This window comes from Limnohabitans sp., from assembly GCF_040401495.1.
Taxonomy (GTDB): Bacteria; Pseudomonadota; Gammaproteobacteria; order Burkholderiales; family Burkholderiaceae_C; genus Limnohabitans.
Map to the genome: position 1 here is coordinate 1 of NZ_JBBAOI010000038.1, position 7,715 is coordinate 7,715.

Annotated in this window: 7 protein-coding genes; 5 read left to right on the plus strand and 2 right to left on the minus strand. The window is 52.2% G+C overall.

Going from position 1 to position 7,715, the window contains the following annotated elements; translation table 11 throughout:
• Nucleotides 1-256 precede the first annotated feature (256 nt).
• The 5 genes from AC9UEO_RS13250 (at nucleotide 257) to AC9UEO_RS13270 (ending at nucleotide 7,059) form a co-directional block, all read left to right on the plus strand.
• On the plus strand, nucleotides 257-2,422 hold the full coding sequence (locus tag AC9UEO_RS13250; protein ID WP_509534420.1) for a thiamine pyrophosphate-dependent enzyme: 2,166 nt from the start codon (nucleotides 257-259) through the stop codon (nucleotides 2,420-2,422).
• A gap of 7 nt (nucleotides 2,423-2,429) precedes the next feature.
• On the plus strand, nucleotides 2,430-4,079 hold the full coding sequence (locus AC9UEO_RS13255; protein WP_509534422.1) for an indolepyruvate oxidoreductase subunit beta family protein: 1,650 nt from the start codon (nucleotides 2,430-2,432) through the stop codon (nucleotides 4,077-4,079).
• A gap of 89 nt (nucleotides 4,080-4,168) precedes the next feature.
• Nucleotides 4,169-5,203 (plus strand): TRAP transporter substrate-binding protein, encoded by a 1,035-nt coding sequence (locus AC9UEO_RS13260; protein WP_509534425.1) that lies wholly within the window; start codon nucleotides 4,169-4,171, stop codon nucleotides 5,201-5,203.
• A gap of 7 nt (nucleotides 5,204-5,210) precedes the next feature.
• Entirely contained in the window at nucleotides 5,211-5,744 is a 534-nt protein-coding gene (locus AC9UEO_RS13265; protein ID WP_509534428.1) for a TRAP transporter small permease, read from the plus strand.
• Between the two features lie 10 nt (nucleotides 5,745-5,754).
• A complete protein-coding gene (locus AC9UEO_RS13270) occupies nucleotides 5,755-7,059 on the plus strand; it encodes a TRAP transporter large permease (protein WP_509534431.1) in 1,305 nt (434 codons plus the stop codon).
• 9 nt (nucleotides 7,060-7,068) lie between these two features.
• Here the strand turns inward: AC9UEO_RS13270 and AC9UEO_RS13275 are convergent, their stop codons facing one another.
• Both AC9UEO_RS13275 and AC9UEO_RS13280 read right to left on the minus strand, forming a co-directional pair.
• Entirely contained in the window at nucleotides 7,069-7,536 is a 468-nt protein-coding gene (locus tag AC9UEO_RS13275; protein WP_509534434.1) for a DUF3237 domain-containing protein, read from the minus strand.
• A partial coding sequence (locus AC9UEO_RS13280) for a hypothetical protein (RefSeq protein WP_509534437.1) occupies nucleotides 7,533-7,715 on the minus strand: 183 nt, incomplete at its 5' end. The genes AC9UEO_RS13275 and AC9UEO_RS13280, both read right to left, overlap by 4 nt.

Here is a 7,715-nt window from a genome sequence, read left to right on the forward strand (position 1 = left end):
AATAGGCTTGCGCTGCTTCGCGCACCATGCGCTCATCTTCGGTGAGTTGTTGGTCAAGCAAGAAAGGGTCTTGCCAATTGAATGCGGCGTGTGCCATGCGGGGGCTCCTGTTTACGAAATTTTGTCAATGGTAATCGGGTCTACCTATGCGGCGCTCCAGCGCAATACCCCCATGCGACAGCGGCATAAAAAATCACCCACGCATGATGAATAATGCATCGCACCTGATTCGCCACGCCCCAACGGAGACAAGACTATGGAAGTTTCATTCAGCAAAGAGGTGGAAATGCTGCGCATGGGCGCTGGCGAAACCTTTCACGGCGAAGGGATATTGGCCATCACCAAAGCTTTGTTGCAGTCTGGGGTCTCTTACGTAGGCGGCTACCAAGGTGCGCCCGTCTCACATTTGCTCGATGTGATGGTGCAAGCCAAAGACTATATGCAAGAGTTAGGCGTGCATGTAGAAGCTTGTGCCAACGAAGCTTCAGCCGCTGCCATGTTGGGGGCCTCCATCCACTACCCATTGCGTGGTGCGGTGACATGGAAATCCATTGTGGGTACCAACGTCGCCGCAGATGCGTTGAGCAATCTTTCATCACCTGGCGTCAAAGGTGGCGTTTTGGTGGTGGTTGGCGAAGACTACGGTGAGGGCGCCTCGGTGATCCAAGAGCGCACCCATGCCTACGCGCTCAAGTCGGGCATGGTGCTTTTTGATCCGCGGCCGGATTTATCGCGCATGGTGGATTTGGTGGAGCATGCGTTTCGCTTATCCGAAGCGTCGAACATGCCAGCTTTGATGGAATTGCGAATCCGCGCTTGCCACGTGCGCGGCAGCTTTGTCACGAAAGACAACCAAGCGCCCGCTATTTCTGCACACCATGTCATGGCGGAGCCCGCAAACTTTGATTACAGCCGCCTAGCGCACCCACCCGTCACCTTTGGCCAAGAAAAACGTAAATACGAAGAGCGCATTCCCGCGGCACGCGCTTACATTGAGGCTCACCAACTCAATGAACATTTTGAAGGCGTGCATGCCGATTTAGGCATCATCGTGCAAGGCGGCCTCTACAACACCTTGATACGCGCGTTGCAGCAGTTTGATCTGGCGGATGCATTTGGCAACACATCTATTGCCTTGCTGGTACTCAATGTCACCGCTCCTTTGGTACCCGAACAAATCGCGAAGTTTGTTGTTGGCAAACGTGGCGTGCTGGTGATGGAAGAGGGTCAGCCCGAATACATCGAACAAGAGATCGCTTTGCTTTTACGCCGTCGCGATATACAAACCCCCTTGCACGGCAAAGACTGGCTTCCTCAGGGCGGCGAATACACGGCTGAAGTCATGGCAAACGGTCTGTTGCAATTTGTCACGCGCTATTTGCATGAAACAACGCACACCGCTGACACACAGAAGTGGTTGCAGGGCAATATGGCACGTCGACAAGAGGTGCAAAAAACGCTTCAAGCCAAAGGCCAAGCATTACCAGCCCGACCCCCAAGCTTTTGTATTGGTTGCCCAGAACGTCCGGTTTTTTCTGCGATTCAATTGGCGCAACAAGATATTGGCGCAGTCCACGTGTCAGCCGATATCGGTTGCCATGCTTTGGGCACCTTCGAGCCATTTTCGACAGGACACACCATCTTGGGATACGGCATGAGCTTGGCGAGTCGCGCAGGCGTGTCACCGTCTATGCAACGACGCGTACTTTCCATCATGGGCGATGGCGGGTTTTGGCACAACGGTTTGCTCACAGGTGTGCAAAGCGCTTTGTTCAATGGCGATGACGCGGTGTTACTGATTTTTAAAAACGGTTACACCTCTGCTACGGGTACGCAAGACATCATCTCCACCCCAAACGACGCAGCCAAACTTGCTGCCGCAGACAAATGGCAAAGTTTGGCGCATACCAACCAAACGATTGAGCGAACTTTAGAAGGCTTGGGCGTGCAGTGGTTGCGCACTGTGCATACTTACGAAGTTGCCAAGGTGCGCGAGACATTGGTGGAGGCTTTTGAGTCGGACTTCCAAGGATTGAAGGTCATCGTTGCAGAAGGCGAATGCCAACTAGAACGCCAACGCCGCATCAAGCCATGGATTGCCAATTTGCTAAAGCGAGGTGAGCGGGTAGAGCGTGTGAAGTACGGCGTGGATGAAGATGTGTGCAATGGTGACCATGCTTGCATACGCTTATCTGGCTGCCCAACGCTCACCTTAAAAGACAACCCCGACCCATTGAAAGTCGACCCCGTCGCTACGGTGATCGATGGCTGCGTCGGCTGTGGGCTCTGCGGAGAAAACGCACATGCTGCCACGCTGTGCCCCTCGTTTTACCGCGCTGAGGTTATCCAAAACCCTTCGCCTTGGGAGCGTTTAACCGCCCAAATTAGCGCACGCATGGTGCGTGTGTTGCAACCTGCTTAAGACACCTATGACCCAACCCATTTCTATTTTGTTATGTGCCTTAGGCGGTGAGGGCGGCGGTGTTCTTGCAGACTGGCTAGTCGATGCCGCGCGCCATGGTGGATTGGCCGCGCAAGCGACCTCGATTCCAGGTGTAGCGCAACGCACGGGCGCGACGACTTATTACTTGGAGATTTTCCCAACGCCTATTTCTGAGCTAGGCGGTCGCCGGCCGGTGTTTGGCTTGAACCCTTTGCCGGGTCGTCTTGATTTACTGGTGTCTTCTGAATTACTAGAGACCGCTAGACAAATTTCTTTGGGCCTGTGTTCCCCGGACAGGACGCTGCTCATTAGCGCAAGCAATCGCGCACTCACCACGCACGAAAAAATGCAGATGGGTGATGGTCGTATGGACGATGCTGTTCTGCTGCAACTGCTTCAACAACACAGCCATGCTAGCCATGTGCTCGATATGGTGGCGCTGACGCGCCAAGCTGGCACGGTTGTCAGCGCAGTCATGTTGGGCTGTATTGCCGCTAGCAAGCTGTTGCCTCTACGCCGTGAAGACTTCGAGTTTGCGGTCCACGAAGGGCAGGCAAAAGAACGTCAATCCGCCAGCCAACAAGCCAGTTTGCGCGGATTTGCTTTGGCTTGGGATGCCATGCAAGCGCAGTCAACACAGTCGAAGTTCGTCGATGCTGTTTTGACCAATACGTTGACTATTCCAAATGTGACATCCGAACAAATAGCCAAACTGTCGCCCGAACTTGCCGCGACTTTTCCTTCAGATATGCATGAAATGCTAGGACTTGGCGTTGCACGCTTGATGGACTATCAAGGCGATAGGTATGTATCGCTTTACATACAGCGTTTACGCGAGGTGTTAGCTAGCGAACAGCGTAATGGCACCGATGGGGCTTGCACTGTTACAAAAGAAACGGCCCGCTGGTTAGCTTTATGGATGGCATTCGATGACATCGTTCGTGTGGCCGACCTAAAAAGCCGCGCCAGCCGTTGGCAGCGCGTGCGCATGGAAGTGAAAGCCAAAACTGACGATGTGCTCAAGGTCTATGACCACTTCAAACCTGGTGTGCCAGAGTTCGCGGCTTTGTTGCCCAAGGTTTTTGCGCTTCCACTTTTGCGTTGGGACCGCCAACGCTCTGCCAGCGGTTTGAGCCCACTAGCGCTGCCTATCAAAGTTGGCACGCACAGCGTCATCGGCATGGTGATGTTGCGCGTCTTGGCTTCTTTCAAATGGTTGCGTGTGCTCGGAAATCGCTACGCCGAAGAACAAGCCATGATTGACGCATGGTTAAAAGCCTTGGTGCGTGGAGCGCAAGAAGATGTCAACCTAGGCTTGGCACTTGCACAGTGCGGGCAACTCATCAAAGGCTACGGCACTACAAACGAGCGCGGACGAGACAATTTGTTACATATCTTGCGTCATTTAGCGCCTCATGATGTGTCCGTTGATTCTTCTGCCCGGAACGCGGAAACATCCCGTGATTCGCAAGCGCATTTACAAAAACGTATCAACGCTATCAACGATGCCCGTAACGCTGCACTGCGAGACGCTGGCGGAATAGCGCTTGATCAAGCGCTACGCGCCCACGGCGCACCGATTCGCGAAGTGAAAGCCCAACCGATTCGATGGATGGCTAGATCTAAGGCACAGTAAATACAGGGAAACACCTGAGGATTCTCTGCAGCAAAAAAGGTTACAACTCATAACCTTCATTCCCCAACCCTTCTCCACGCGAGGACTCCATGCCCCAACACCTGACACGTACTCTGGCAATCGCCGGCTTTGCCACACTTTCTGCTTTGTCTCTTGGCAGCGCACAGGCACAAGATAAACCCGTCAACCTCAAAATGGGAAGTTGGGTGCCTGCACAACATGCGCTCAACCCTGCTTTGATTGCATGGGGCGAAAGCTTGAAGGCTGCATCTGGCGGAACCATCACGACAACGTTGTTTCCATCGGAGCAACTTGGAAAAGCCTTCGACCACTATGACATGGCACGCGATGGAATTTCTGATGTGTCGTATGTCAACCCCGGTTACCAACCCGGTCGTTTTCCCATATTTGCAGCGGCATCTTTGCCATTTATGGTGAGCAATGCGAAAGCGGGTTCAGCGGCTATCGACGCTTGGTACCGCGCCTACGCTGCCAAAGAAATGAAAGACGTCCATTTCTGTTTTGCTTTTGCGCATGACCCTGGCGCATTGCATTCGCGCAAAAAGATTGTTTCTCCAGCGGAGATCAAAGGCATGAAAGTGCGACCCGCCTCTGCAACGATCGGGCAAATGGTCACATTGCTGGGTGGTACCAATGTCCAAGCCTCTGCGCCTGAGTCGCGCGATATGTTGGAGCGTGGCGTAGCAGACGCCATCACTTTCCCATGGGGTTCACTCACCTTATTTGGCATTGACAAAGTTGTGAAGTACCACATGGATGTGCCTTTGTACGTTACGCCATTTGTATGGGTGATGAACAACGACAAATACAACGCCATGTCAGCCAGCCAGAAAAAGGCTGTGGACAGCCACTGCACCAGCGAGTGGGCGGAAAAGGTAGCAAGTGCTTGGGCGGACTTTGAAATTGCCGGTCGTGCAAAACTTGTTGCTGACTCAGCTCGCGAGGTCTACAAACTCACGCCAGACCAACTCAACGCTTGGAAACAAGCCGTCGCGCCGACAGAAACCCAATGGGCTGCCGACTTGAAAAAAACGGGCCAAGACCCTGCCCCTGTGATGGCCGCTTTCAAGCAGTCATTGACCAAGTACAAATCTGGCATGTGAGGACTGCATGACGGCCAACACCACCTCGCAAAAGAAAAATCCATTCGACCGCATCATCGATAGCATTGAATGGATGGCCGCTTTGTTTGTCGGCATTGTTGCGGCAAATATTTTTATTGCGGTGGTGTTGCGGAAGTTTTTTGACACATCGATCCCTGACAGCTATGACTTTGGCCGTTTGCTTTTAGGCATATTGATCTTTTGGGGTATCGCCGCTACCAGTTATCGCGGCAACCACATCACTGTCGATTTGTTGTGGAGTAGTTCCAGCCCACGCATGCGCCGTTGGATCGATATTTTTGCAACGCTGGTGCTTCTATTGGTGGTAACGGTGCAGACGATCATGTTATTTGACAAAGTCAGCATGACGCAACGCGATAACGTCTTGACCTATGACCTAAATTTTCCAACCTGGCCATTTTTCGCAGTGGCATGGATGGGCGATGTTTGCGCGGTGTTACTCATCGCCATTCGGACTTGGCGTTTGGTTTTTCAACCAGATGCGCTGATCGATCACCCAGAAACCAAATCTAACGAATAAGCGTTCAGCCATGGAACTCAGTACCAATGCGGTAGCCGTGATCGGCTTTGTAGTCTTATTTGTCTTGATGCTTCTGCGCGTGCCCGTCGGCATGGCCATGGGCTTAGTCGGTGTTGTGGGCTACAGCTACATTGCTGGCACAGGCCCCGCCTTGAAGTTGGTTGGACAAACTTCCATGCGCACGGTGACCGACTACACCTTTGGTGTGATTCCCATGTTCATGTTGATGGGTGCGTTTGTATCGGCGTCTGGTGTGAGTCGCGAGTTGTTTCGCGCCGCCAACTCGTTTATTGGGCATTTACGTGGTGGCTTGGGCGTTGCCACTGTTTTAGCTTGCGGCGGATTTGCTGCGATTTGCGGATCATCGGTGGCAACCGCTGCTACCTTTTCTGCAGTGGCATATCCGGAGATGCGCCGCTACGGCTATCCGCAATCTTTCGCCACTGGGGTGATTGCAGCTGGTGGTACTTTGGGTGCAATGCTGCCGCCGTCTACTGTGCTTGCGGTCTATGCCATCTTGACCCAGCAAGACATCGGCAAGTTGTTCATGGCAGGCATTGTTCCGGGACTTCTGGCCATGGGCATGTATGTCATCACCATCATGTTGATCGTGTTCTTTAGACCTGAATGGTTACCTGCAGGTGAGGCCAAACCATTTACTGAGCGCGTAGCTGGACTAAAAGATGTATGGGCCCCGTTGGTTTTGTTTTTATTTGTGATCGGTGGTTTGTACGGTGGTTTTTTCACACCGACTGAAGCAGGTGGCGTTGGCGCGAGTGGCGCGTTCTTGCTTGGCGTTTTTCGCGGAAAGTTAGATCGTGCTGGTATTCGAGAAGCCTTACTGTCCGCCACGAGAACAGCAGCAGCCGTATTTACTGTGTTGATTGGCGCTTTGTTGTTTGGTTATTTTTTAACCATTACACAAACTCCCCAGAAGCTCACCGAGTTTCTAACCAGCTTAGGTATTGGTCGCTATGGCGTCTTAGCACTCATCATGCTGATGTATTTGGTGTTGGGTTGTTTGATGGATGCGATGGCCATGATCATTTTGACCGTACCCATTATTTTTCCGGTCATCGTGCAACTTGGGTTTGACCCTATTTGGTTCGGCATCATCATTGTGATGACGGTGGAGCTTGGCTTGATTCATCCACCAGTGGGAATGAACGTGTTTGTGATCAAGAGCGTGGTCAAAGACGTGACGTTTATGACCATCTTTAAGGGTGTTATTCCGTTTGTGATCACGGACATCTTGCGCTTGGTGATCTTGATCGCGTTTCCCATCATCGCGCTGTGGTTGCCCAACAGGCTCTAGATGATTCTGTTAGCAAACCTTATAAAAGCTTATATATACACCGGCTGGCGCGCGCATACCCACGCCAACAAACTGGTGCTCCGCTAACCACATCCACTTTGCAGTGGTAGGTTCCATTTGTGGCTGACAACGAAAGTAGACCCGCGATGGATCTACCGGTTGCCCATTGCGAATCTTGGCGGAGTCTTCTACAGATGCAACACGAAGCGCCGTGTTTTTAACAAACACACGGCTGCCATCATCTAATTCCAAAACATAGCGTGCATCCAAATGGGCATGCCGCCCGTCTTCAAGTAGCAACTGGAAGTCTGCACCACCTGGCACGATGTGTCCGTTGAGTAATGGGCCTTTCACCGTTCCGCCTGTGATGGGAATCATGCGGCGCAATCCAAAGGTGGTGAGGCCAACCTCTACTGGGGCATCGATCGTGACCGATAGATCACATACATGTTCTAGAGCGGGAGGTGGAAGTGTCATTTTGCGTGTGCTCTTTGCTTTGCAAGTTCTACAAACCAATCCAAACTGGCAGGATTGGCCATCGCGTCTTTATTGACTACTTTTTCAATCGGTTGGCCGAGTAGCAATTTTTTAATCGGTAGCTCTTGTTTCTTCCCAGACAAGGTACGAGGAATTTCAGCCACTTGAAAAATATCGTT